The sequence below is a fragment of the Dyella flagellata genome (assembly GCF_030160275.1).
Classification (GTDB): domain Bacteria; phylum Pseudomonadota; class Gammaproteobacteria; order Xanthomonadales; family Rhodanobacteraceae; genus Dyella_B; species Dyella_B flagellata.
In genome coordinates this window covers 109,507-130,993 of record NZ_BSOA01000047.1, presented here as the reverse complement: position 1 = coordinate 130,993, position 21,487 = coordinate 109,507, and the positions used below count along the sequence as shown (strand labels likewise).

Here is a 21,487-nt window from a genome sequence, read left to right as displayed (position 1 = left end):
CCGGAGCCCTGCATGGCAGTTTCGTCAACCAGCGTACTGCGGCCTCGCGGCCTCAGCGTTGAACAGCTCGGACCGAATCGCGCCAAGGTGGTGGTGGAACCGCTTGAACGCGGTTTCGGCCACACCCTGGGCAACGCGTTGCGTCGTGTGCTGCTCTCATCGATCCCCGGCAGCGCCATTGTCGAGGTCGAAATCGATGGCGTGCTGCACGAATACACCACCCTGGAAGGTTTGCAGGAGGACGTCATCGAAGTCCTGCTCAACCTCAAGGAAGTGGCGATTCGTCAGCACACGGGTGATGAAGTCACCCTCACCCTGTCCAAGAAGGGCCGGGGCGTGGTCACGGCCGGCGACATCGCCGTCGATCACTCGGTGGAGATCATCAATCCCGAACACGTGATCTGCCATCTCACCAAGGACATCACGCTGAACATGCGTCTGAAGGTGCGTCGTGGCGTCGGCTATCAGCCGGCCAGCGCGCGCCAGCATCCGGACGATGAAGCGCGCCCGATCGGCCGCCTGCAGCTCGATGCCTCGTTCGCGCCGGTGTTGCGAGTGGCTTACGAAGTGGACGCGGCTCGTGTGGAGCAACGTACCAACCTCGACAAGCTGATCCTCGACATTGAGACGAACGGCACCATCGGTGCGGAAGACGCGGTGCGCAAGGCCGCTGAAATCCTCAACGACCAGCTGTCGGTGTTCGGTGATTTCTCTCGTCGCGAAAGCGCCACGGACAAGGCGGAAAAGGGCGGTTTCGATCCGCTGCTGCTCCGTCCGATCGACGATCTGGAGCTCACCGTGCGTTCGGCGAACTGCCTGAAGGCCGAGAGCATCTACTACATCGGCGATCTGGTGCAGAAGACCGAGGTGGAGCTGTTGAAGACGCCGAACCTCGGCAAGAAGTCGCTGACCGAGATCAAGGATGTCCTGGGCGTGCGTGGTCTCGCGCTCGGCATGAAGCTCGAAAACTGGCCGCCGCCGGGCTTGTCGCACGGCATGCAGCTGGGCTGATTTACCTACAGCCGCGGTCGAAGAGACCGCGGCTGTAGATTTATTGATGCGATCGTCCTTGATCGCTGTAGTAGGTAGATGGTGGACCGTGTGTGTTCAACGCACTGGTTCAACACTAGAAGCGGCCATCCATGGCCGCACTCTTAATAAGAGCCCGTTCCATCAAGGGCTTGATAGCGGGTAACCCGCGGGAAGCCGGCCATTAAGGACCGGTTTTTCATAACAACAGACAAAGAGAATCTCATCATGCGTCACATGAAATCCGGGCGTAAGCTCAACCGCACCAGCAGCCATCGCGAAGCGATGTTCAAGAACATGGCCGCGTCGCTGATCAAGCATGAGCTGATCCGCACCACGCTGCCCAAGGCGAAGGAACTGCGCCGCGTGGCTGAACCGCTGATCACGCTGGCCAAGACCGACAGCGTTGCCAACCGCCGCCTCGCTTTCTCGCGCCTGCGCGACAAACAGGCTGTAGGCAAGCTGTTCGTCGAGCTGGGGCCGCGCTACCGTGAGCGTCCCGGCGGCTACCTGCGCATTCTCAAGTGCGGCTTCCGCTCGGGCGACAATGCTCCGCTGGCGTACGTCGAGCTGGTGGATCGCCCGCGTGCCGAGGCGGCAGCCGAGTAAGCTCGCCGCAAGTCCTTTTTGGACGTCCAAATACGAACCCTGGCGGGTCTGCCCGCCGGGGTTTGTCTTTTTGGAAGGCCGCGCCGGCCGTCTGCTGACAGCGCGGCGAGGAGCGGGTAATGTCAGGGGCCCGATATCACGAAACGCTCCCCCATGAATCCCCTCCGCTGGTCTTACCGCGTCAGTTTTCTTGTCGGCTTCCTGATCTGCGCCGGCCTGCTGGGGTTTGCCCTGTATGCTGAATACCAGTGGGGGCTGGAACCCTGTCCGCTGTGCATCTTCCAGCGCATCGGCTTCCTGTTCATGGCGCTGTTCTTCCTGGTCGGCGCCGTGCACGGACCGCGAGCGGGCGGGCGCTGGTTCTATACCGGCCCGGTGCTGCTGGGTGCGCTATTCGGCATCGTGATGTCGATGCGCCATCTGTGGATCATGTCGCTGCCACCGGATCGGGTGCCTGCCTGCGGTCCTAATTTGGCCTACATGTTCAACGCGTTCCCGTTCGAAAAGGCCCTGAAGATGGTGTTCACCGGTTCCGGCGAATGCGCCAAGATCCAGCCGATCCTGGGCCTGCCCATCCCGTTGTGGGCCTTGCTGTGGTTTGTTCTTCTTTCGATATTGGCGCTACGTGTGACTTTGCAGCGCGGCACGCCGAGGTTGCGTCTATGAGCCAATCCGCGCGATCCATCGAGTCATCGACCTGGACACCTATGTCCTGGCAACAGTGCGTGGCTCTGCAACAGCCACAGTATGAGGACCTTGCCGAACTCAGCCGTGCGCTTGGCGAGCTGTCGCAACTGCCGCCGCTGGTCACGTCCTGGGAAGTGCTGGCGCTGAAGCAGGCGCTGGCCGAGGCGCAGGAAGGCAAGCGCTTCCTCTTGCAGGGCGGCGATTGCGCCGAAAGTTTTGCCGACTGCACGAGCCCGATCATCTCCAACCGCCTCAAGGTGCTGTTGCAGATGAGCCTGGTGCTGGTGCATGGCCTCAAGCAGCCGGTGCTGCGCGTGGGTCGCTTCGCCGGGCAGTATGCCAAGCCGCGCTCGGCCGATACCGAGACGCATGACGGCGTCACTCTGCCTAGTTTTCGCGGTGACGTGGTCAACGGCCCGGACTTCACCGCCGCAGCGCGCCGGCCCGATCCGCAGCGCCTGATTCGTGGCCACGCGCATTCCGCGCTTACGATGAACTTCGTGCGCGCCCTGGTCGACGGTGGCTTCGCCGACCTGCACCATCCCGAATATTGGGATCTGGCCTGGGTGGAACACTCGCCGTTGGCCGCCGAATATCGCCGCATGGTGGCGGGCATCGGCGATTCGCTGCGTTTCATGGAAACCCTGGCCGGCCCCATCGCCGGTTTTACGCGCGTGGATTTCTTCACCTCGCACGAAGCGCTGCTGCTGCATTACGAGCAAGCGCTGACACGCCAGGTCCCTCGCCATCGCGGCTGGTTCAATCTTTCCACGCATTTCCCATGGATCGGCATGCGCACCGCCGCCCTGGATGGTGCGCACGTGGAATATTTCCGCGGCATTCGCAACCCGATTGCAGTGAAGGTGGGGCCGTCGGTCACGCCTGAACTGCTGCTGCCCTTGATCGACGCCTTGAATCCCGAAGACGAGCCCGGCCGTCTCACGCTGATTCATCGCATGGGCCATGCTTCCATTGCGGAAAAGCTGCCCCCGCTGCTCGATGCGGTGAGGCGCGCAGGGCGCCGCGTGCTGTGGGTGGCCGATCCCATGCACGGCAATACCGAGAACACCTCCATCGGCTACAAGACACGTCGCTTCGACAATATCCGCAGCGAGCTGGATCAGGCATTCGATATCCACGCTGCTGCCGGTACCCACCTGGGCGGCGTGCACTTGGAACTCACCGGCGAGGACGTCACCGAATGCATGGGCGGCGCGCGCGACTTGAGCGAGGCCGACTTGCAGCGCGCCTACAAATCGATGGTCGATCCACGTCTCAACTACGAGCAATCGCTGGAGTTGGCGATGTTGATCGTGCGCAAATCCGGCGGCCTGACGTAGGCTGGGATGATAATCCCAGCATCGCCATGCACATGGCAGCTGGGATTGTCATCCCAGCCTACGCCCCGGCTTCCTTGCGCACGCGCTGTTCGAGATTGTGTTGTCCTTCATCCGCATAGGACTTGCAGGCCTGCGCATCGATCAACGGATTGGGTTTTCCTGGCACAATCTGCGCCGCCTTCTCGAAGAAGCCATCGCGCGGATGCGGTGTGAGCAAGATGTCGCACGGCAGCGCCGCCAGCATGCCAAGCGCATGCCGGTAGCCGGCGACGAGTTCCGAATGAGTCGGATCGGTATAGCGATAATTGTCCGCGCTAAGCAGCGAAATGCTGTCGGCATAGACCATCGACAGGCAGCGATTGCCTTCGCAGGAGCGCCAGGTCCATCCAGTGCCTCCAGGCGTGTGCCCAGGCATCGCGTGCATCTGCAATGCCAAAGGACCGGCGTGCACGGTCTCTCCGTCGGCCACGATACGAACGTCGGTGACCTTGGGATAGAACTTCACCAGCCCGCGCTGAGGATCGTCCGGGTCGTTTCCGCCCAACCCCAATACCCTGGCCGACTTCGCACTCGCAGCCACTTGTGCGCCGCTATCGCGCGCCAACGCGGCGATGGCGCCGGCGTGATCGAAGTGCGTATGGGTGTTTAGAATCAGCTTGATGTCCTGGACACGAAAGCCCAGCGCACGAATATTCGCTTCGATCATCGCTGCGTTTTCCGGCAGCGTGGCATCGATGAGCACGTGACCTGCGGGCGAGGTGATCAGAATGGCACTAAGGCCGTGTGAGCCGACGTAATACGTGTTGCCGTAGATACGAAATGGCTTCTGCGGCTGTTCCCAGAGCTTGAAGGAATAGTGCGGGTCGCTGGGTGCGGCACTAGCTTGGGACAAAGCGCACGCCAACATCGTCGCGCATAGGACTGGCCAGGACTTCATGCACATCTCCGTGTCGAAAGCAGAAGTGCCACCCTACGCCGTTGGGCTGGCCGAAACGAGCGGTTTTCGGCCAGCCTGATGCGCATTCAATGGCGCTGCGCAGGCACTGGTGCGTAGGCGTTGCCATCCACCGTCGGCAAAAACTTCGGCGCCTGCCATGCGTGCGTATGCTGCTCGAAGCCGTAGGCGATCGAAATCAGCGTCGGTTCGCTCCACTTGGTGCCAAAGAACACGATGCCGACTGGCAGGCCATGCGTCCACCCCGCCGGCACGGTGATCGATGGATAACCCGCCACCGCAGCCGGCTGCGATGCGCCGCCAATGGTGGGATTCCCGCTGACGATGTGATCGCCGAGCACCAAGTCGGTGAGATACGCCGGTCCCCATGAGGGTGAGAGCAAGGCATCCAGGTGATTGGCCGCAAGCGCGGCATCGATGCCTTGCGGCCCGGAGAATTGTTTCGCCTTGGTCAACGCATCGACGTAAGCCTTGTCCGTCAGCGGCCCCTTGGCTTGCGCCTGTTCGAACAGATCCTGCCCGAACCATGGCATTTCGCGTGCCGATTCCTGCTGGTCGAAAGCGATCAGGTCGGCGAGCGTTTTGACCTTCAGGCCTTTATGGCCCGCCAGATAGGCGTTGAGGTCATGCTTGAAGTCGTACAGCATCACGGTCATTTCCGGATCGCCTAGCTCGGCCAGATGCGGCAGGGTGACCGGGTCGACGATGATCGCGCCTTGCGCCTTCATCACCGCGATCGCTTCATCCAGCACGCGATCGGCATTGGGCTCATTGCCGGCGAGCTGACGCACCACGCCGATGCGCTTGCCGCGTAAGCCGTTCGGGTCGAGGAAGTGTGCGTAATCGGTAGCGTGTTTATCCGCATCGACCGTGGCCGGATCGTGCGGGTCGCTGCCTGCCAACGCAGTGAGCAAAATCGCCGCATCGCTGACACTGCGCGCCAGCGGGCCGGCTGTGTCCTGATTGTGGCTGATCGGAATGATGCCGCTGCGGCTGACCAGGCCCAGCGTCGGTTTGATGCCGACGATGCCGTTCATCGAAGCCGGGCAGATGATCGATCCGTCCGTTTCCGAACCTACCGCTACGGGCACCAGGCCAGCGGCGACAGCTACCGCGGAACCCGAACTGGATCCGCAGGGATTGCGATCCAACGCATAGGGGTTGCGCGTCTGTCCGCCGCGGCCGGTCCAGCCGCTGCTGGCATGGGCGGAGCGGAAATCCGCCCATTCGCTCAAGTTGGCCTTGCCCAGAATCACGGCGCCGGCTTTGCGCAAACGCGTTACCAGCGCGGCATCTTGCGGCGCCGGTGCCCCCATCAGCGCGAGCGAACCGGCCGTGGTCAGCATGTGATCGCCGGTATCGATGTTGTCCTTCAACAACACCGGGATGCCATACAGGGCGCCATGCGAAGACTTGCGACTGGCATCCAGTTCGGCGGCAATCTTGGTGGCATCTGGATTCAATTCCAGCACCGAACGCAAGGTCGGGCCGGCTTGATCGATCTGTCGGATGCGTGCGATATCGTCCTGTACCAGCGCCTTGCTGGCGAGCTTGCCCGCGTCCATCTGTTGTTGAAGTTCGGTCACGCTTTGCCATGCCACTGCATGGCCGTCCTGGGCGAAAAGCGCAGCGGCAGGGAGAACGGCCAGCGCAAGTGCGGCGCACAACAGCGATGGGCGATGCATGGCAACCTCCGGATCTGGGCGTGGCGTGATGACGCAGCATAACCGCAGGTGTCATGGTTGGCGTACGGGCAACCCCTATACTTTCGGCATGGATACCAGGGGCTGGCCGACTCTCCATAGGCGCTTGCGACGAGCGATGCCATTCGCCTTGTTGCTGGGCGGCGCGCTTGCGCATGCAGATCAAGCCAGCGTGCCTGACACCCTGCAGCAACGAATCGCTGCCTGTACCAGCTGCCATGGGCTACATGGCGAAGGCTCTTCCGGTAGCGGCTTCTCCCCGCGTCTGGCGGGCAAACCGGCTGGTTACCTCGCCCTGCAGTTGCAGAACTTCCAACGCGGCCTGCGCCAATACGCGCCGATGGAATATATCGCGCGTTCGCTCACCCCGGACTACATGCACGAGATTGCCGAGTACTTCGCCGCGCAGCAGGTGCCTTACGAGCGCAGGCCGGTACCGGCGCTGGCACCATCGATGCTGCAGCGTGGCGAGCAACTGGTCACCTCGGGCGATCCCGCCCGCCAGATTCCCCCATGCCAGGCCTGCCACGGCAAGCAGCTCACCGGCACGGAGCCGTCGGTGCCGGGATTGGCTGGTCTGCCTTACGACTACATCAGCGCTCAGCTGGGATCGTGGCGCGCCGGCACGCGCGCTTCGGCCGCGCCGGACTGCATGGCCCAGATCGCCGGCCGCCTGGCGCCGGCAGACATCACGGCGGTTTCGGCATGGCTGGCGGGCCGGCAAGTGCCGGCCGATACGCACCCGCAGCCTGCGGGGTCGATCACACCACCCTTGCGTTGTGGTGTATTGCAGGCACACGGAGATGGTGCATGAAGCGCTTGCTGTGGATTCCTGCCGTGCTTTTGGTGATCGTACTGGCTGGCGGGTGGTGGCTGTCGCGGCAACCTCGGCAATTGCCGGCCCAAGCGGAAGATCCGGTCATCGCCGCGAAGTTGAAAGATCCCGAGGTGATCGCCCAAGGCCGTTACTTGGCCACCGTCGGCGATTGTGTTTCCTGCCATACCTTGCGCGGTGGCCAATCATTTGCGGGGGGCCGCATGCTGCCCACGCCGTTCGGCAGCATCCCGGCACCCAACATCACGCCGGATGCGGAAACCGGCATCGGCGATTGGAGTTTCCAGGATTTCTGGCGCGCCTTGCATGATGGCATGGGGCGCAACGGCGAGCCGCTTTATCCGGCGTTTTCGTACACCTCGTTCACCAAGGTCGACCGCGATGACGCCATCGCCATCTTTGCCTACCTGCGCTCCTTGCGACCCACACACCAGCCGAACGCAGCCCCGACGTTGCGCTTTCCCTATAACCTGCGAAGCACACTGACGGCGTGGCGGGCCGTGTATTTCAAGGCGGGCACGTATCGGCCCGACGCTTCGCAATCGGCGTCGTGGAATCGTGGCGCCTATCTGGTGCAAGGCCTTGGGCATTGCAACGAATGCCATGCCGCGCGTGGCGCGTGGGGCGGCCTTGAGGCCAGCGCGACCTTGTCCGGGGGACGGATACCGGAGCAAGGCTGGTATGCACCGGACCTGAGTACGCAGGCCAACGGCGGCCTCACGGGTTGGAGCCGGCAGGACATCATCGCTGTGCTGAAAACGGGTCAGGCGTCGAAGGGTGTGGCGGTCGGGCCCATGGCAGACGTAGTGGCCGGCAGCACGCAATATCTGCGCGAAGATGATCTGCAAGCCATCGCCGATTATCTGCTTTCGTTGCCGGCCCGTGCCGCTCAAGCGCCGACGCGCGCGAACTTCAATGCCCAATCCCTTATCAGCCGCGGCAATGTTGTGTACGGTGAACGGTGCGAGAAATGCCACGGCAAGAATGGTGCGGGTATTGCCGGCGTCTACCCGCCACTGGATGGCAATGCGTCAGTGGTGGAACCTACGGGCATCAACGCGACGCGCGTAGTTTTGCTGGGTGGGTTCTCTCCGTTGACGGCGGGCAATGCGCGACCGTATTCCATGCCGCCGTATGCGCAGCAGCTAAGCGATGGGGACGTTGCTGCGGTGGTCACTTACATCCGGCAAGCGTGGTCCAACCATGCTGCGGCGGTACAGGAACGGGACGTGGCTGCGTATCGGCATACGCCGATCGATTAGGGATGCATCGAAAGATTTTGCCTTTCAATAACCCTACCTGCTTGCCGCATTCGCATCCTTCACTTGCTGTCCTTCGTACAATGAGTCCGATGGGCTCAGCACCAGGCGGTCTGAATCGCTTAAACCTTCGGTAATTTCCACCGTACTGCCAAAATCCCGGCCAAGCGTCACCGGCTGCAGGTGCACGCGCTGTTTTTCATCGACCAGGGCGACACGCAAGCCTTCGGCGCGGAACATCAGCACGTTGGCGGGAACGACGTAATTGCGCGTCGCGGTCGATACCTGCAATCTCACGTTGGCATAGACGCCGGGTACCAGCTGTTGCCTGGTATTGTCCACGTCGATTTCCGTGTGCAAGGTACGCGTATTCGGATCGAGTGCATCGGCTGTGCGCGCGACGCTGCCGGTGATCGGCTTGGCTCCGTAAGTACTCAGGCTGACATCGGCAGGCATGCCGGTGTGCACACTGGCGGCATAGGTTTCCGGCACATCCACGTATACGCGCAGCTTGCTGGTATCGGCGATCACGAACAGATTGCTGCCGCTGGCGCCTGCATCCACCAGCGCACCGATATTGAGATTGCGCTGGGTGACGACGCCGTCATAGGGCGCATCGATGTGCTTGAAGTCCTGCATGGTTTGCAAGCGCGCCACGTTCGCTTGATCCGCTTGCACGGTAGCCGAATCCGCCTTGTATTGGGCCATGTACTGATCGGCTGTCTGCTGCGCCACCAATCCCTGCGTAGCCAGTTTGGCGTAGCGATCGGCAGTGACTTTGGCAAACGAGGCGTTGGCCTGATCGGTGTGCATCTGCGCCTTGCCCTGCAGCAACTGGTTGTCGACATCCGGCGTATCCAGGTCGGCCAGGCGCTGTCCCTTCTTTACTTTCGTGCCGATGTCGACGTACCACTTGGCGACGTACCCGGTGGTGCGTGCGTACACCTGTGCGTCTTGCCACGAAGCGACCGTGCCGGGCAGGGTAAGGCCCTGGTCCTTGGGTGAGGCTTTCGGCGTGATCGTGGCTACCGTGGCGATGGCGTTGCGGTTGGTATCGGCAGTCAGTTCATGCCGTGCGTGCACGCGCTTGACGATGCCGAAGGCCGCCAGCACTGCCAACACGACGCCGAGTCCGATGAGAACGAGTCGCGCACCGTGCGAAGGCTTGGCAGCGGGTTGGGGAGCATTGGCGGTGGACATGATCGGCTCTCACGCTGCAGCCGCATCGCGGCGTGCCTTGCGGCGCCGATGCAGCAGACTGAAAAAGGTCGGTACGAAGAACAAGGTAGCGGCGGTCGCCAGCACCAGGCCGCCGATCACGGCACGACCCAGCGGTGCGTTCTGCTCACCGCCTTCGCCAAGGCCCAGGGCCATCGGCACCATGCCGATGATCATCGCCAGCGCCGTCATCAGCACCGGACGGAAACGCTGGAAGCCCGCCTCGACCGCGGCCCGCACCGGATCGTCGTGATGCGCCAGCCGCTCGCGCGCGAAACTGATCACCAGGATCGAATTAGCCGTTGCCACGCCCATGCACATGATCGCGCCCATCAGCGCCGGCACCGATAGCGTGGTGCCGGTCAGGAACAGCATCCATACCAGGCCGGCCAAGGCAGCGGGCAGGGCGGCGATGATGATCAGCGGATCGAGCCAGCTCTGGAAGTTCACCACGATCAGCAGATACACCAGCACGATGGCGAACAGCAACCCGCCTAGCAGTCCTCGATAGGATGCCTGCATGGTTTGCACCTGGCCGCGTATGTCGATGTTCACGTCGCGCGGCAGGTGTTTGGAATGTTCGGCCACCACGCGCTGTACGTCGCTCGCCACGGCTCCGAGATCGGTGCGGTCGACCGAAGCATACAGATCCATGGTGGGCCGCGTGCTGTAGTGCGTGACGACCGCCGGCCCTTCGCTGCGCGAGAAGTCGACGAGGTTTTGCAAGGTCTGGCTGACCGTCGAGCCGGACGAACTGCTGCTGGCCGCGCCGTTGCCGGAGAGGCTGTGGATCGGCAGGTTTTTCAGCGCCTGCAAGCTGTCGAGTCGGTATTGCGGCGTTTGCGTGGTAATGCCGTAGCTGATGCCGGTCTTCGGATCCACCCAGAAGGTGGGACTGACTTGCGAAGAGCCGGCCAGTGCGGTCAACAGGTTGCTCGCGACATCCTGGGTGGTGAGGCCGACCAGGCTGGCACGCGTGCGATCCACGTTCACGCTGATCTGCGGCAGGTTGAGTGCCTGCTGGATGCGTAGATCGACCAGTCCGGGAATCGTCAGCAAATCGCCATACAGTTGCTTGGCGACCTGGGCCGAAGCATCCGCGTCGTGACTGGATACCTGTACGTCGATCGGCGCGGGCGCGCCGAAATTCAAGATCTGCCCGACCATGTCCGCCGGCAGGAACGCGAAGATCACGCCGGGGTATTTCTGCGCGAGCTGTCGCCGCAGGCTACGGACGTAATCGATGGTGGGGCGGTGGTCCTCGTTGAGCGTCACGAAAATGTCGCCGTCCGACGTGCCCACCACGCCGGTATTGCTGTAGGAAAGATTGATGCCGCTGTAGGGGATGCCCAGGGTGTCGACGATGCTGGCCAGTTCCTGTTTCGGGATGGTGTTGCGGATCACGCCTTCGATACCGTCGGCGAGGCGGGCCGTTTCCTCGATGCGCAGACCGACCGGCGCACGGAAGTGCAGCTTGATCTGTCCGCCGTCGACGTAAGGGAAGAAATCGCGTCCCAGCCACGGCACTAGCAAGCCGACCGATAGCGTGCAGGTGGCGAAGAACAGAATCGCGAACAATCCCCGATGGCGCTCGGTGGTTTCCAGCGTGCCACGATAGCCTGCGCGCAGGCGTTCGAAGCGACGCTCGAAGGCAAGCTGGAAATAGCTTAGCGGTCCGTTCGCCTGCTTCTCGTGCGCGTGTTTCTTCAGCCAGAACAGCGACAGGGTCGGCACCAGCGTTCGTGACAATATGTAGGAGGCCAGCATGGCGAACACCACCGCCTCGGCCAGTGGCGCAAACAGGTACTTGGCGACGCCGCCGAGGAAGAAGATCGGCACGAACACGATGCAGATCGACAGGGTCGACACGAAGGCAGGCACGGCGATCTGGTGCGCGCCATCCATGATCGCGGGGTAGACCTCCTTGCCTTCCTCCAGGTGCGAGTTGATGTTCTCGATCGTCACCGTGGCATCGTCGACCAGGATGCCTACCGCCAGCGCGAGGCCGCCCAGCGTCATGATGTTGATGGTCTGGCCCAGCGCCCACAGCGCCATGATCGAAGCGAGGATGGACAGCGGAATGGAGATCGCGATGATCAGCGTTGAGCGCCACGATCCCAGGAACAACAGAATCATCAGGCCGGTCAGTCCCGCCGCGATGGCGCCTTCGCGAATCACGCCGGAGATCGCCGCGCGTACGAACAGCGACTGGTCCGAAAGCGAATGGATCTCCAGGTTTTGGGGAATCGCCGCGCGGATCGCCGGCAGCTTGCCCTGCAAGGCGTCCACGATATCCAGGGTGGAGGCATCGCCGATTTTCAGGATCGACATCAAGACGGCGCGCTGGCCATCCACGCGCACGATGTTGGTCTGCGGCGGCGAGCCGTCGTGCACATGCGCCACGTCACGGATGTAGGTGGTGATGCCATTGACGGTGCGGATCGGTGCATTGTTCAGCTCATCGATCTGCTGCGGACTGCCGTTCAACTTCACGCTGTATTCGGTTTCGCCGATCTTCTCCGTTCCGGCCGGCAGGATCAGGTTCTGCGCGCCAATCGCCGCCACCACGTCGCTGGGCGACAGCCCTCGCGCAAGCAGCGCCTGCGGGTTGAGATCCACCTGCACCTGGCGCTGCTTGCCGCCATAGGGCCAGGGCGTGGCGGCACCGCGTACGGCGGTGACGAAGGTGCGCACGATCTGGTTGGCATCGTCGAAAATGGCGGTTTCCGAAAGCTCTTTCGACGAGAGCGCAAACTGCAGTACCGGCACCGTGGAGGCGTTGTACACCAGAATCAGCGGCGGATTGGTGCCGGGCGGCATTCCGTGCAGCACCGTCTGCGAAATCGCGGTGACCTGCGCCACCGCCATGTCGATCTTGACGTTCGGCTGGAAATACACCTTCACCAGGCCAACGCCGTTGAGCGACTGCGTTTCGGTATGCTCGATGTCGTTGACCGTGGTGGTCAGCGCGCGTTCGTAACCGCTGACGATGCGGTTGTTCATGTCATCGGCGGGCAGGCCGGTGTAGCCCCACACGACGGAAACCACCGGGATGTCGATGTTGGGAAAGATGTCCACCGGCATGCGCAGGATCGCCAGGGGTCCGAGGATCAGCAGCAGCAGCGCCAGGACCACAAAGGTGAGCGGTCGCTCGAGCGCGATTTTGACGATCCACATAACCGATGCTTTCCATCAGTCGAAGCGGAACGGACGTCCATTCGCTAAGGCTGACTTTTGAGGGTGCCGGGAATTTAGCAGCCTAGACAACTTTCGGGACGGCAAGCATGTGCCAGAGGCAATGCATGGCTCCGCATGTATTTGCGCTGATGCGCGCAGGCCAGCCTACAGTGTCCGCGATGCGTGTGCAGCCAGCGTGACCCAATACGCTAGATCCCAGTGCCCCCGCGCTTGTCCGGATGGCGATGGCAACACGAACAGCCTGGTCGCGCCCAATGCACGATCCTGCAATCCGTATCCGATGCCGGTACCAAGCACCGCACGCGCAGCGTGCTTGCTGGTGAAGGCCAGCATGCGGGGCGCGTGCTGCCCGATCTTGGCCAGCAGCCCGGCAACATCGAAGGCGTCCTTGGGCAGTTCGTTATCGTTGCCCACGTGACGCTTGGCCAGGTCGGTCAGGCCGATGCCGAATTCGGGCAGCAGGGGAAATTCCCTTGGCGCCAGCAGCCGAGGCGTAAGGCCGACCTGGAACAGCGCGCGCCAGAACATGTTGCCGGGATGGGCGTAGTAGGCCCCCTCAAGGGCCGAGCGCTTGCCAGCCGCTGTGCCGCAGAACACCAGCCGCAGGCCGGGATACAGAACGTCAGGGAGGATCGAGCTGTCGGTGGGAGTCGGAACGGCTTTGGACTGGCGCATGACTGCCACTTTACCGAACTCGGCAGTACAGCAGGAGACGTGCGCCACGCATCGACAGTTCTCGCAAGTAACGGCTATAAATGCCTGGATGCTTTGGGGAATTTAAGTGAGCGAAGAAATCCTGATCAACGTGACCCCGCGCGAGACCCGGGTGGGCGTGGTGGAGAACGGCATGCTGCAGGAGCTGCATGTCGAGCGGGCGTCCCGGCGCGGCTATGTCGGCAACGTCTACAAGGGCAGGGTGCAGCGGGTGATGCCGGGCATGCAGGCGGTGTTCGTGGACATCGGGCTGGAGCGGGCCGCTTTCCTGCACGCCTCGGACATCGTCCGGCCGCCCCTGCCGGAGGGGGCGGAGGTCGGCGCCAGCGGCAATGGCAACGGCCACATGCCCTCGATCAGCGAGCTGGTCCACGAAGGCCAGGAAATCGTGGTGCAGGTGGTGAAGGACCCGATCGGCACCAAGGGGGCACGACTGTCCACCCACCTGTCGATCCCTTCGCGCTACTTGGTGCTGTTGCCGCATGCGCGCACGCTGGGTATCTCCACCCGCATCGAGGACGACAACGAGCGGCAGCGGCTTAAGGAGGTGCTTACCCCGCTGATCGGCGAAAGCCCGCTTGGTTACATCGTGCGCACCAATGCCGAAGGGCAGTCCGCGGAATCGCTGGCGTTCGACGTGACCTACCTGGGCAAGGTCTGGCGCGTGGTGCAGGAGAACATCGCGAAGGCCAAGGTCGGCGATCGCGTCTACGAAGAGCTTTCGCTGCCGTTGCGCGCCTTGCGCGACCTGCTCAACGAGGACATCGAAAAAGTGCGCGTGGATTCGCGCGAGACCTACGAGAAGGTCGCCAAGTTCGTGCACAAGTTCATGCCGAACCTTGACGATCGCATCGAGCACTATTCCGGCGAGCGGCCGATCTTCGACCTCTACGGCGTGGAGGATGAAATCCAGCGCGCCTTGCGCAAGGAAGTGCCGTTGAAATCCGGCGGCTACCTGATTGTCGACCAGACCGAGGCGATGACCACCATCGACGTGAATACCGGCGGCTATCTCGGTACGCGCAACCTTGAGGAGACCGTCTATCGAACCAACCTGGAAGCCGCGCAGGCGGCAGCGCGCCAGCTGCGGCTGCGCAACCTGGGCGGCATCATCATCATCGATTTCATCGACATGACCGATGAGGAACACAAGCGCCAGGTCATCCGCATGCTGGAGAAAGGCCTCGCCCGCGACCATGCCAAGACCACGGTGTATCCGATGTCGCCGCTGGGCCTGGTGGAAATGACGCGCAAGCGCACCACCGAAAGCCTGGAGCGCCAGTTGTGCGAACCGTGTCCTGCGTGCATGGGACGTGGCACGGTGAAAACGGCCGAAACCGTCACCTACGAAATTTTCCGCGAGATCACCCGCGCCGTGCGCCAATTCAACGCGCAGAAACTGCTGGTGATGGCAAGCCCCAAGGTTGTCGGCCGTATCCTTGAGGAGGAGTCGGCCGCCGTGGCCGAATTGGAAGAGTTCATCTCCAAAAGCATACGCTTCCAGGCCGAGGAGCATTACTCCCAGGAACAGTTCGATGTCGTTCTTCTTTAAGGCAGGCTTGGAACCTGCACCAGGTTCCAGGGAGCCTCCTTCGCCCCTGGGGCGCAGCCAGACGCGCATACAGTGCGGTGACGGGTGCGCAGGAATGGATCAGAGGCTCCCTTAAGCATGCGGTCGCAAGCCTGGATACAACGCGTTACGCGCGCACTCGGCTGGACGGTCGGGGTAGCGTTCATCACGCTCGCCCTGATCGCTGCGCTGGCACAAGTGCTGCTGCCTTTGCTGGCGAAGCATCCTCAATGGGTGGCGCAGGAGCTGGGCGAAAAGCTGCAGCGGCCGGTGGATTTCGCTTCCCTGGAAGGGCGCTGGGAACCGTCCGGTCCGCGTTTCATCATGCACGACGTCACGATTGGCCCCGGCGAGGCCAGCAGTACCTCGCTGCATCTGCCGGAGGTGGACCTGAAGCTTGATTTCGGAGGCTGGCTGCTGCCTTCGCGACATCTGTTGAACTTGCAGGCCAGCGACCTGGAGCTTGACATCACGCGCGATTCCGACGGCCGTTGGCACGTGAACGGTCTTGGCAACACGCGGGGCACAGAGCGTCAGAATATTTCGTTTGGCCGTCTATCCATCGAGCTGTGGCTGGACAATCTGCGCGTCAACATCGACGACCAGCTGATCAAGCAACGCTACACGTTGCTGGCCGATCAGTTCCGGTTGACGCACCAGGGCAGTCACGTCCGCGTGGGCGCGCGCGTGCACCGGATCGGTGCCACCGGGGTGCTGAGCGCCGCCGGCTGGTTTCGCGACGACGGCGCAAGCGGCAAGTTCTGGATGGCCACGCAGGACGCCGACCTGCACGGTCTGGTGGCCGGCTTCGGTATGGGCGGCTACACCATCGATGGTGGCCGCGGCGATATCGCGGTGTGGATGGATTGGCGCCAGAAGCAGATCGTGCGTGATTTGTTCCAGCTCAATCTGCGCGACCTCGCCGTCACCAGTCCGGGCGGCGTCAAGGTAAACGTTGCACAGCTGGATGGGCTTGCCGAACTCAGTCGTCATGAAAATGGCTACACCGTGCGCTGGGCTGACCAAGACGGCGGTGCGCTGCGCGTGGACGTGGATCACTTCGGGACGCCGCAATCGGATATCAGGGCCCTCGCCAGCAAGCTACAGATTGCGCCGCTGATGCCGTGGCTGGGCCTGAAGCCGGGCCTGTCGCCAGGCTTGGCGCAATGGCTGGGGACAGGGCAGCCGCATGGCGAGATCGAGCATGCCGTATTCCATTGGAGCGCGGCGGCGGGACTGAACAGCTTGAATGCCGCGTTCGACAACCTGGGCATCACGTCCGTCGGCAAACTGCCGGGCCTGGACCACCTGCAAGGCGAAGTGCGTGGTGATGCCGAAGCCGTTTCGCTTCAATTGCCAGCCCAGGCCACAACCATCAGCTATCCGCACACCTTCCGCAAGCCCTTCGCGATGAGCCAATTGGGCGGCACTATCGCGGCGTGGCGTGATCAAGACGCCACGCATATCGGCATTGCGAGCATGGACTTCGAAGGCGAGGGCTATGGCGGCAACGCGCAAGGGGAAATCGATTTGCCGAGCGCGGGCGGGCGCCCGTTCCTGGACATCTATCTCGCTCTTACGCATGCGGACCTTGCCGCCGCCAAGCTGTTCTGGCCGATCGATTCCTTGAATCCGCATGCGGTCGAGTGGCTGGACCAGGCCTTTGTATCCGGGCGCATGGACGACGCTGCCGTGCTGGTGCGGGGCAGTCTCGCCAATTGGCCCTTCCATCACAATGAAGGGCGCTTCGAGGCGCGCGCCAATATCAGCGACCTCACGCTTTCCTACGGAAAAAGCTGGCCGGTGGCCGAGCATGTCGAGGCGGTTGCCAACTTCATTGATGCCGGGATGCTGGTGGAGGCCACGGGAGAATCGCTGGGCGCCAAGGTGAATCGCGCGGTGGCAGTGATTCCGGAGCTGGCGCATACCACGCTCGATCTCAATGTCAGTGGCGCAGGCAATGCCTCAGACCTGCTCAACTTCGTCAGCAACAGCCCGATTGGAAACAAGCACGCGGACGTACTTGCCAAGCTCAAGCTCGGCGGCACCGGCAACTTCGATTTCCATCTGTCGTTGCCGATGCACGAAATGCACGATTTCCTGCTCGACGGTACGGCGCAGTTCAAGGATGTTGACCTCAGCGCGCCGGAATGGAAGCTTGAGCTGGATAAGCTCAATGGCCCGGCCACGTTCGACGCGCACGGCTTTCACGCCGGCACGCTCGCCGGCAGTTTCCATGGCGAGCCCACACAAGTGGATCTTGCCATTGCCCACGCCACCGGCGATCCCAATGTGGTGTTGGCCGCGAAGCTGGATGGCAATTACACCGTGCCTGAACTGTTGCAGGACTACCCGCAACTGAAATGGCTGGGTGACATTGCCGACGGACGCAGCCAGTTCAGCATCGGCTATCAGATCGCGCATGGCGACGATGGTGTTTCGGACATCCAGACACTCAGTATTGATTCGCCTCTATCCGGCGTGGCGCTGAATTTTCCGGTACCGCTGAGCAAGCTGGCAGGCAGCACGCTGCCCTTGCATGTCACGCTTGGCATACCGACCGCCGGTACCCAGGTGCAGTTGGCGCTGGGATCGGTGGCACAGGGGCGGCTACGCCTGGCGAACGGTGAAGTATCGCCGCTTGCGGCGACGTTTGCTTTCGGCGACCAGATGCCTGATGCCAATACGCTGCCGGCCAAGGGCATGCGCATTCGTGGCGATGCACCGGAGCTGGACGTAACCGGCTGGATCAAGCAATCCATCGCCGGCGCCTCCGGGGGCAATGGCATGAGCCTGGAGACGATCGACGTGAGCACCGAGCACGCCGACGTGTTCGGCCGCGATTTCGCCAAGATGCACGTCACGGCCGAGCCCAAGGCCGACACACTGGAACTTGATGTGGACAGCGCCGCGGCGGCCGGCCATTTCAGCGTGCCGACGGCGGATCTCAACAAGCGCGGCATCACCGCACGCCTGCAACGAATGTATTGGCCCAAGCAGCCGACGCTCGCCGAGAAACCAGGGCAGGCACCCCCGCCGGCGACCGATCCGGCCAATACCGGCATCGATCCACGCAGCATGCCGCCACTGCATTTCTGGGTGCATGATCTGCGTCTGGATGATGCCAAGCTCGGTGAAGCGCGCCTGGAAACCTGGCCGACTTCCGAGGGTATGCACATCGATCAGCTTTCCACGCAGTCACGCAGCGTGCAGATCAATGGCAGCGGCGACTGGACCGGTACGCCCACCCATAGCAGCACCCATCTGCGCGTGGATTTTGGCGCGAACAATCTGGGCGGCATGCTGACGGCGTTCGGTTATGCCGGCATTTTCGACGGCGGCAAGACGCAGGCGCAACTCAACGCCACCTGGCCGGGCGGGCCGTGGGCCTTCGAATTGGGCAACATGGAGGGCACGCTGGGCGTGGATGTCAGCAATGGCAGCATTCCGAAGGCCTCGCCTGGCGTTGGCCGTCTGTTTGGGCTGGCATCCATCGCGGAACTGCCGCGCCGCCTGTCATTCGACTTCAATGACGTGTTCGGCAAAGGCTTCGGCTTCGATTCGATCAAGGGCGACTTCAAACTGACGGGCGGCAGCGCGTACACCGACAACCTGAAAGTTCGTGGACCTGCCGCGGAAATCAACGTCAAGGGCCGTACCGGTTTGCGCAACCGCGACTACGACCAGCAGATGGCGGTCATCCCGCACATCGGCAGCAGCTTGCCCGTGGTTGGCGCCGTGGTGGCCGGTCCGATCGGCGCGGCGGCGGGGCTGGCGGTGCAAACCGTGTTGGGGAGGGGACTGAACCATGCCATCGTTCAGCACTATCACATCACGGGCAGCTGGGAGAAACCCGTGTTTACCAGCGTGGGCGGGGGAGCTTCCTCGCAAGCGGCCCCGGCGAGCGGTGCTTCCGCACCCGCTCCAGCATCCAGCGCGGGGCATCAATGATGTTCTGATCCAAGCCACGTCGTCGACCGTGTGTCCGGCGGGTTTTAAACTGCCGGACCCGACCCCAGATCGGTTCGACCTCCTTAAATCACCCGGCCCCCATCCATGACTTCTCTTATCGCCCAGGCCGAACACCGTCTGCTCACCCCCGGCGGCCTGGCCACCGGCGACCTCGAGCGCGTGTTTACGCAGCTGATGGGGCCGTCCATCGATGCGGCCGACCTCTACTTCCAGCATTCCCGCAGCGAGTCCTGGGTGCTGGAAGAAGGCATCGTCAAGGATGGCAGCCATTCGATCGAGCAGGGCGTAGGCGTGCGCGCCATCAGTGGCGAAAAGACCGGCTTTGCCTATTCGGACGAGATCGTTCTGCCGCAGCTGCTGGAGGCCTCCAAAGCCGCACGCGCCATCGCACACGGAGGTAACGGCGCGGGCAAGCCGTTGGCGATGCATGGCGTGAAGCCGCTTTATCCGGCGATCGATCCGGTCGACAGTTTGCCCAACCCCGACAAGATCGCCGTGCTGCGCGAAGTGGATGCCTATGCACGTTCGCGCGACCCGCGCGTGAAGCAAGTCATCGTCAGCCTCAATGCCACGCTTGATACCGTGCTCATCGCCGGTTCCGACGGCACCCTTGCTGCCGACGTGCGACCGCTGGTGCGTTTGTCCGTGCAGGTGATCGTCGAGCAGGGCGGTCGCCGCGAGCAAGGCTATGCCGGTGGCGGTGGTCGCTACGGTTATCGTGAGTTACTCGAAAACGGTCGCGCCAAGGCGTTCGCGGATGAAGCCGTGCGCCAGGCGCTGGTGAACCTGGATGCCGTCGACGCACCTGCCGGCAGCATGACCGTGGTGCTCGGCCCCGGATGGCCCGGCGTGCTGCTGCATGAAGCCATCGGCCACGGCCTCGAAGGCGATTTCAACCGCAAGGGCAGCTCGGCCTTTGCCGGGCGTATCGGACAGCGGGTGGCCGCGCCGGGCGTTACCGTGGTGGATGATGGCACGCTGCCAGGGCGTCGCGGCTCGCTGACTGTGGACGACGAAGGCACGCCAACGTCGTGCACCACGCTGATCGAGGACGGCATCCTCAAGGGCTACATGCAGGACAAGCTCAATGCGCGCCTGATGGGCATGGCGCCTACCGGCAACGGCCGCCGCGAATCCTTCGCGCAGTTGCCGATGCCGCGCATGACCAACACCTACATGCTGGCCGGCCAGCATGATCCACAGGAAATCATCCGCTCGGTGAAGAAAGGCTTGTACGCCGTCAATTTCGGCGGCGGCCAGGTGGACATCACCAACGGCAAGTTCGTGTTCTCCGCCAGCGAGGCCTACCTGATCGAAGACGGCAAGGTCACCGCGCCGGTGAAAGGCGCCACCCTGATCGGCAGCGGTCCGGACGTGCTTACGCGCGTGTCGATGATCGGCAACGACCTCGCGCTGGACGAGGGCATTGGCGTGTGCGGCAAGGATGGGCAGAGCGTGCCGGTGGGCGTCGGGCAGCCGACGTTGCGCGTGGAGAGCATGACGGTGGGCGGCACCGCGTCCTGACGTGGTGGGTAGGCTGGGATGACAATCCCAGCATCGCCATGCATGGACTACGCAATGCTGGGATTGTCATCCCAACCTACGCATTGTCCTCGGGCAGCTCTTTGAGCAGCTGGAAAATTTCCCGGTAGGCCCGTGGCGGCTTGTTGCCGTCACGCTCAATCCGCGCTTGGCGAATCAGCGAGCGCAGGTGCTGGCGATCGATGCCGGGGTGCCGGTCGATCAACTCCTGCAACACTTCGTCGCTTTCCAGCAGGCGTTCGCGCAAGGCTTCCAGGCGATGCATTGCCGCCGTCTCCTTGCGCTGCTGCTCGCGATTCTCGCCGAGCAACGCACGCGCGCCATCGAAGACTTCGTCGTCATGCCGGCGCATGACTTTGGCGAGAAAGCCAAGTTGGCGCTTGCGTGCGATATGCGAAGTAATGCGGCGCAGGTTGTCGATTTCGCGCAGCACGTCTTCCGGCAGGTTGGCGCGGGCGAGCTTCGCTGGTGGCATCTCGGCTAGTTGCGAGGCGAACGACAGCACGGCCAATGCGTCGCGACGCTGCTGCGTGCGGGTAGGGCCGTAGTCGTGGTCGGGGTCGTCGGTGTAGGTGCGGTTCACGGCGTGTTCCGGTCGGCCTGGGCGAATTGGGCCGGCATGGCTTCGATCAGGGCGAAGCGGGGAATGGGCTCGCCCTCCAGCTCCACCGTCTCGGCGAACATCGTCGCCGGGCGCACCCACAGGCCGTAATCGCCGTAGAGCGCCTGGTAGACGACCAGCTCCTCCATGGTTTCGCTGTGCCGGGCAGTGCCGATCACGCGGTAACTCTGGCCTTTGTAGTGACGGTAGATGCCGGTGGCTATGGACATGGGCCGCTCCTATGGCAACCTTTGA

The 21,487-nt window shown here is 62.9% G+C and carries 16 protein-coding genes; 9 read left to right on the top strand and 7 right to left on the bottom strand.

Features of this window, described 5'->3' with window-relative positions:
* The first annotated feature begins 12 nt into the window (after nt 1–12).
* The 4 genes from QQJ96_RS18775 to QQJ96_RS18760 all read left to right on the top strand — a co-directional run bounded on the left by QQJ96_RS18775 (nt 13) and on the right by QQJ96_RS18760 (nt 3,665).
* Nucleotides 13–1,011, top strand: a complete 999-nt coding sequence (locus tag QQJ96_RS18775) for a DNA-directed RNA polymerase subunit alpha (protein WP_284333562.1) — start codon at nt 13–15, stop codon at nt 1,009–1,011.
* 246 nt (nt 1,012–1,257) lie between these two features.
* Nucleotides 1,258–1,638 carry a 50S ribosomal protein L17 gene (rplQ, locus tag QQJ96_RS18770; protein WP_284333561.1) on the top strand — a complete coding sequence of 127 codons (381 nt, stop codon included), beginning with the start codon at nt 1,258–1,260 and terminating at the stop codon, nt 1,636–1,638.
* Between the two features lie 153 nt (nt 1,639–1,791).
* Nucleotides 1,792–2,304, top strand: a complete 513-nt coding sequence (locus QQJ96_RS18765; protein ID WP_284333560.1) for a disulfide bond formation protein B — start codon at nt 1,792–1,794, stop codon at nt 2,302–2,304.
* Nucleotides 2,301–3,665: a class II 3-deoxy-7-phosphoheptulonate synthase gene (locus QQJ96_RS18760; RefSeq protein WP_284333559.1), complete on the top strand. Its 1,365-nt coding sequence runs from the start codon at nt 2,301–2,303 to the stop codon at nt 3,663–3,665. The genes QQJ96_RS18765 and QQJ96_RS18760 overlap by 4 nt, the downstream gene beginning before the upstream one ends.
* 58 nt (nt 3,666–3,723) lie before the next feature.
* Here the strand turns inward: QQJ96_RS18760 and bla are convergent, their stop codons facing one another.
* Together bla and QQJ96_RS18750 are read right to left on the bottom strand one after the other, a co-directional pair.
* Nucleotides 3,724–4,602 (bottom strand): subclass B3 metallo-beta-lactamase, encoded by an 879-nt coding sequence (bla, locus tag QQJ96_RS18755; RefSeq protein WP_284333558.1) that lies wholly within the window; start codon nt 4,600–4,602, stop codon nt 3,724–3,726.
* Between the two features lie 86 nt (nt 4,603–4,688).
* Nucleotides 4,689–6,305: an amidase gene (locus tag QQJ96_RS18750; protein ID WP_284333557.1), complete on the bottom strand. Its 1,617-nt coding sequence runs from the start codon at nt 6,303–6,305 to the stop codon at nt 4,689–4,691.
* A gap of 136 nt (nt 6,306–6,441) precedes the next feature.
* On the opposite strand from QQJ96_RS18750, the gene QQJ96_RS18745 reads away from it, so the two are divergent.
* A complete protein-coding gene (locus tag QQJ96_RS18745) occupies nt 6,442–7,137 on the top strand; it encodes a c-type cytochrome (RefSeq protein WP_284333556.1) in 696 nt (231 codons plus the stop codon).
* Nucleotides 7,134–8,420, top strand: a complete 1,287-nt coding sequence (locus tag QQJ96_RS18740) for a c-type cytochrome (protein WP_284333555.1) — start codon at nt 7,134–7,136, stop codon at nt 8,418–8,420. Before QQJ96_RS18745 ends, QQJ96_RS18740 begins: the two co-directional genes overlap by 4 nt.
* Nucleotides 8,421–8,453: 33 nt before the next feature.
* On the opposite strand, the gene QQJ96_RS18735 is transcribed toward QQJ96_RS18740, so the two are convergent.
* From QQJ96_RS18735 to QQJ96_RS18725, 3 genes are all read right to left on the bottom strand, one after another.
* Entirely contained in the window at nt 8,454–9,617 is a 1,164-nt protein-coding gene (locus QQJ96_RS18735) for an efflux RND transporter periplasmic adaptor subunit (protein WP_284333554.1), read from the bottom strand.
* Nucleotides 9,618–9,626: 9 nt separating this feature from the next.
* On the bottom strand, nt 9,627–12,812 hold the full coding sequence (locus tag QQJ96_RS18730) for an efflux RND transporter permease subunit (protein WP_284333553.1): 3,186 nt from the start codon (nt 12,810–12,812) through the stop codon (nt 9,627–9,629).
* Nucleotides 12,813–12,977: 165 nt separating this feature from the next.
* The gene (locus QQJ96_RS18725; protein WP_284333552.1) at nt 12,978–13,508 is read right to left on the bottom strand and encodes a mismatch-specific DNA-glycosylase; all 531 of its coding nucleotides are present in this window, start codon (nt 13,506–13,508) and stop codon (nt 12,978–12,980) included.
* Nucleotides 13,509–13,614: 106 nt separating this feature from the next.
* On the opposite strand from QQJ96_RS18725, the gene rng reads away from it, so the two are divergent.
* The 3 genes from rng to tldD all read left to right on the top strand — a co-directional run bounded on the left by rng (nt 13,615) and on the right by tldD (nt 20,613).
* On the top strand, nt 13,615–15,099 hold the full coding sequence (rng, locus tag QQJ96_RS18720; RefSeq protein WP_284333551.1) for a ribonuclease G: 1,485 nt from the start codon (nt 13,615–13,617) through the stop codon (nt 15,097–15,099).
* 117 nt (nt 15,100–15,216) lie between these two features.
* Nucleotides 15,217–19,068, top strand: a complete 3,852-nt coding sequence (locus QQJ96_RS18715; RefSeq protein ID WP_284333550.1) for a YhdP family protein — start codon at nt 15,217–15,219, stop codon at nt 19,066–19,068.
* Nucleotides 19,069–19,173: 105 nt separating this feature from the next.
* Nucleotides 19,174–20,613, top strand: a complete 1,440-nt coding sequence (gene tldD, locus QQJ96_RS18710) for a metalloprotease TldD (RefSeq protein ID WP_284333549.1) — start codon at nt 19,174–19,176, stop codon at nt 20,611–20,613.
* Nucleotides 20,614–20,689: 76 nt separating this feature from the next.
* Here the strand turns inward: tldD and yjgA are convergent, their stop codons facing one another.
* Together yjgA and QQJ96_RS18700 are read right to left on the bottom strand one after the other, a co-directional pair.
* Nucleotides 20,690–21,214: a ribosome biogenesis factor YjgA gene (gene yjgA / locus QQJ96_RS18705; protein ID WP_284333548.1), complete on the bottom strand. Its 525-nt coding sequence runs from the start codon at nt 21,212–21,214 to the stop codon at nt 20,690–20,692.
* On the bottom strand, nt 21,211–21,462 hold the full coding sequence (locus QQJ96_RS18700) for a DUF1653 domain-containing protein (protein ID WP_284333547.1): 252 nt from the start codon (nt 21,460–21,462) through the stop codon (nt 21,211–21,213). Before QQJ96_RS18700 ends, yjgA begins: the two co-directional genes overlap by 4 nt.
* Nucleotides 21,463–21,487: the final 25 nt, after the last annotated feature.

Bases quoted from the DNA above. Each gene is read 5' to 3' on its own strand.
- QQJ96_RS18740 (WP_284333555.1), top strand. From the start codon at position 7,134: ATGAAGCGCTTGCTGTGGATTCCTGCCGTGCTTTTGGTGATCGTACTG.
- QQJ96_RS18725 (WP_284333552.1), bottom strand. From the start codon at position 13,508: ATGCGCCAGTCCAAAGCCGTTCCGACTCCCACCGACAGCTCGATCCTC.
- QQJ96_RS18765 (WP_284333560.1), top strand. From the start codon at position 1,792: ATGAATCCCCTCCGCTGGTCTTACCGCGTCAGTTTTCTTGTCGGCTTC.
- rplQ (WP_284333561.1), top strand. From the start codon at position 1,258: ATGCGTCACATGAAATCCGGGCGTAAGCTCAACCGCACCAGCAGCCAT.
- QQJ96_RS18700 (WP_284333547.1), bottom strand. From the start codon at position 21,462: ATGTCCATAGCCACCGGCATCTACCGTCACTACAAAGGCCAGAGTTAC.
- QQJ96_RS18760 (WP_284333559.1), top strand. From the start codon at position 2,301: ATGAGCCAATCCGCGCGATCCATCGAGTCATCGACCTGGACACCTATG.
- QQJ96_RS18715 (WP_284333550.1), top strand. From the start codon at position 15,217: ATGCGGTCGCAAGCCTGGATACAACGCGTTACGCGCGCACTCGGCTGG.
- QQJ96_RS18730 (WP_284333553.1), bottom strand. From the start codon at position 12,812: ATGTGGATCGTCAAAATCGCGCTCGAGCGACCGCTCACCTTTGTGGTC.
- bla (WP_284333558.1), bottom strand. From the start codon at position 4,602: ATGAAGTCCTGGCCAGTCCTATGCGCGACGATGTTGGCGTGCGCTTTG.
- tldD (WP_284333549.1), top strand. From the start codon at position 19,174: ATGACTTCTCTTATCGCCCAGGCCGAACACCGTCTGCTCACCCCCGGC.
- QQJ96_RS18745 (WP_284333556.1), top strand. From the start codon at position 6,442: ATGCCATTCGCCTTGTTGCTGGGCGGCGCGCTTGCGCATGCAGATCAA.
- QQJ96_RS18750 (WP_284333557.1), bottom strand. From the start codon at position 6,305: ATGCATCGCCCATCGCTGTTGTGCGCCGCACTTGCGCTGGCCGTTCTC.
- QQJ96_RS18735 (WP_284333554.1), bottom strand. From the start codon at position 9,617: ATGTCCACCGCCAATGCTCCCCAACCCGCTGCCAAGCCTTCGCACGGT.
- QQJ96_RS18775 (WP_284333562.1), top strand. From the start codon at position 13: ATGGCAGTTTCGTCAACCAGCGTACTGCGGCCTCGCGGCCTCAGCGTT.